Origin of the sequence: Streptomyces sp. WAC05292, from assembly GCF_003949955.1 — a bacterium.
Classification (GTDB): Bacteria; Actinomycetota; Actinomycetes; order Streptomycetales; family Streptomycetaceae; genus Streptomyces; species Streptomyces globosus.
On sequence record NZ_RPSE01000544.1, the window covers coordinates 1 to 3,270 of the forward strand.

1 protein-coding gene is annotated in these 3,270 nt (G+C 80.5%); it reads right to left on the reverse strand.

The window, feature by feature from the left end; genetic code table 11:
* Positions 1–232: 232 nt before the first annotated feature.
* Positions 233–3,270: SAV_2336 N-terminal domain-related protein (locus EF903_RS30710; RefSeq protein WP_185902911.1), on the reverse strand; the 3,038-nt coding region annotated here is incomplete at its 5' end.

Here is a 3,270-nt window from a genome sequence, read left to right on the forward strand (position 1 = left end):
GGTGCGGGCCGGCGGGCCGGGGTCCGGTCGGCGGGGTGCCTCGCGGGAGGCACCCCCTCCGCCGCCGGGCCGGGCCCCGGGTGTCCGGCCACTTCCGTCCGTGCATTCTGCTGCCGAATCGCCATGGGCTGCCCGTCCCCCTGCTGGTTCGCCGTGTCCGTCGGGTGCGCTGTCCGTTCGGTGCCGCCGTTCGCTGCCGTCCGGGCCTCAGGGTCCGGTGCCTCGCGGGGTGTCACAGCCCGGCCTCCAGGGTGCGGACGCGGGAGCCGAGCGCCTCCCGCCGGTCCGCGGCCTCCTCGCCGAGCCGCCGCCACAGCTCCAGGGCCGAGCGGTAGGCGTCGAGCGCGGCCCGGGGCCGGGCCAGCCGCTCCAGCACCTCGCCCCGCAGCTCCTGCACCCGGGCGGCCAGCTCGACGGCCACCTCGCGCCGCTCGGCCCGGTCGCCGTCCAGGGCCGCCCGCCAGGCCCGCCGGTAGGAGTCCGCCGCCCGGTCCAGGCGGTCCAGGGCCCGGGTGTGGGCGTGGATCTCCTGCTGGACGTCGCCGTGCTCCCGCCAGGCCCTCGCCTGCTCCAGGGGGCTGCGGCTCTGCCGGACGGCCAGCTCCAGCAGGTACTCGGCCTCCCGCAGGTCCACCACGTCGCCCTCGTAGCCGTGCCGCAGCCGCAGCCCCTCCGCGAGCCGCACCAGGCGGTGCGCGGACCGGCCGTCGGACTGCGGGACCGCGGCCCGGCTGTCGCGGAGCACGCGTACGGCCGCCGAGGCGAAGCGGCGGCCGCCCGCGGCGCGGGCCCGCTCCAGCAGGGCCTCGCCCCATTCGGGCAGCAGCTCGCCGTACGCCTCGCCGTCCCGGGGGATCAGCCTCCGGGCCCGGCCGTAGGCGTCGGCGGCCTGCTCCAGGGCCTCGGGGTCGCCGTCGCGCGCGTACCGGGCCCGGTGCACCCGGGCCCGGCAGACGAGGGCGGCCAGGCGCAGCTCCGGGTCGCAGCCGGGTTCGGCGAGGACGAGGTCGAGGTGGCCGGCGGCCTCTTCGAGGCGGGCGGGCAGGTGCCGCAGGGCGGTGGCGAGGTCGACGCGCAGCCGCGCCGCCTCGGCCGCGTCGGGGCCGGGCTGCCCTGCCGCGCACTCCGCCGGGCCGCCGCCGGCGGCGGCGCCGGGCAGCGCCGACGCCAGGTGCCCTGCGGCCTCCTCAGCGAGCGCGGTCCGCTCGGCCGCGTCGCGCAGCCGGGGCAGCAGCGCCAGCAGGACCCTCCCGAGGGCGGGCCGCAGCACCCGGTCGGGGGCCTGGCCGGCGAGGACCTCCAGCGCGGCCCGCGCCTCCCGCAGCGCCCCGGGGTCGTCGCGCATTTCGGCGATCAGGACGAGGGCCTGCACCCGCCGCAGGACGCAGTCCAGCCGCAGCCGCGGGTCGTCGCCGGCGAGGGCGGCCGCGGCGGCGAGTTCCAGCTCGGCGGCGTCCAGCAGTTCGGCGTCCGGCCGTTCGGCGAGGGCCCGCTCGTACAGCACCCGGCCGAGGAGGGCGCGGGCGGGCGCCGCGGCGAGCCCCCGCACGGCCTGTTCGGCCTCGGCGAGCAGCTCGGGGTCGCGCTGCCGGGCCCACAGCCGCAGCAGTACCTCGGCCAGCTCGCACTCCGCCTCTCCGGCGGCGTCCCCCGGCCCGGCGGGTGCCGCGACGGCGCGGCGCAGTACGGCGGCGGCCTCGTACAGGCCGCGCTCGGCGCCGCCGTCCGCGTCGTGCGCGGCGAGCCGGTCGCGGGCGGTGCGCACGGCCCAGGACCGCCGGGGCGGAGGGGCGGGCGGCTCCCGGTCGGCGGCGTCGTCCGGTACGGCCGGGCCGGGCAGGTAGCGGCGTACGACGCGGGCGGACACCTCGGCGAAGGCCTGGGGCAGCCGGCCGGCGGGGACGCGCCCCTCCGGGTCGTCCTCGACGGCCGACTCCCCGGTGAGCTGGGCGACGGCCAGGGCGGGGAAGTTGCGCACGCCGCGCCCGAAGTGCGCGAGGACGTACTCGGAGCAGTGCTTCAGCACGAGCGCGGCGTCGTCCCGGCCGAGCGGCCCGAGCAGCACGTCCTGCACGCCGGGCGTGAACTCGTACCACTGGCCGGGGGCGGGGCCGCGCCGCAGCAGCCCGCTGAGCAGGACTTCCGCGAGGTCGGAGGGCTCGGAGTCGGGCAGCATGGTCCGCTGGACGAGCCGCATCACGGGCAGCGTCAGCGGCGCGGCCGACAGGTAGACGGCGAGTTGGACGGCGCGCGGGGAGGCGGCGGAGCGGAAGCGGCGCACCAGCTCCTCCGGCGGCCGCACGGCCCGCGGCGGGGGAACGGGCGCGGCGGGGTGGTCGGCGAGGACGCGGCCCACCTCGGCGGGGACGGGTCCGGGCCCGAGCCCGGCGACGAGGCGGGCCCAGGCGCCGAGGGCGGTGGCGTTCGGCGGCAGGACGGGCACGGCGAGCCCGCCGCCGGGCCGGCCGTGGCGCGGCGGCCGGTCGGGCCGGAAGCGGAGCCGGCCGGCGCCGCCCTCGATCCGGGCGAGGGTGCCCCGCTCGGTCGGCAGCCAGCTGCGGTTCCAGAGCCGCTGCGGCAGCGGCTGGACGACGACGCAGGGGGTGCACTCGGCCCAGCGGTGCAGCAGCCGCTGGGCCTCGCCCTCCCGCCACAGGGCGCCGGCGCAGTCGGAGACGACCATGGTGAGGGCGCGTCCGCTGGGGTCGCGGAGCTGGTCGCCGGAGCGCAGCCGGGTGCCGGGGGCGGGCCCGCGGCCGAGGGCGGCCCGGCCGTCGGCGAGCCGGTGGAGGTAGTGGACCTGGACGTCGCGGAAGGCGCCGAGGCGTTCGCAGACGGTGCGGAGCTCCTCGAACATGTCCTGCCAGACGGCCATGGACGGGGAGGCGTCCATGACGAGGCGGATGGTGGCCTCGCGGCGGCTCTCCGGCCGCAGGACGGGGATGACGAGGCCGAGGGCGCGGGCGCTGGCCTCGGCGGTGGCCGGTTCGTCGAGGACCATCCGGGCCGGCGGTCCGGGCGGGCGGTGCCGCTGGAGGGAGCGCAGGGCGCGCTGGATGTCGAGGATGCGGGGCAGGGCGGCCGCGCCGGGGACGCGTACGGGCATGCCGGTGCCGGCGGGCAGGGCGGCTGCCTCCTCGGCGGCGGCGCCGACGCGGGCGGCGTAGAACCGCACGGGGTCCTCGACGCCCGGGTCCGGCGGCGGGGGCTCCTGCTGCGGCGGCGGGGCCTCGCGGCGCCCGGGGCGGCGTGCGGCGGGCGGTGCGGGCG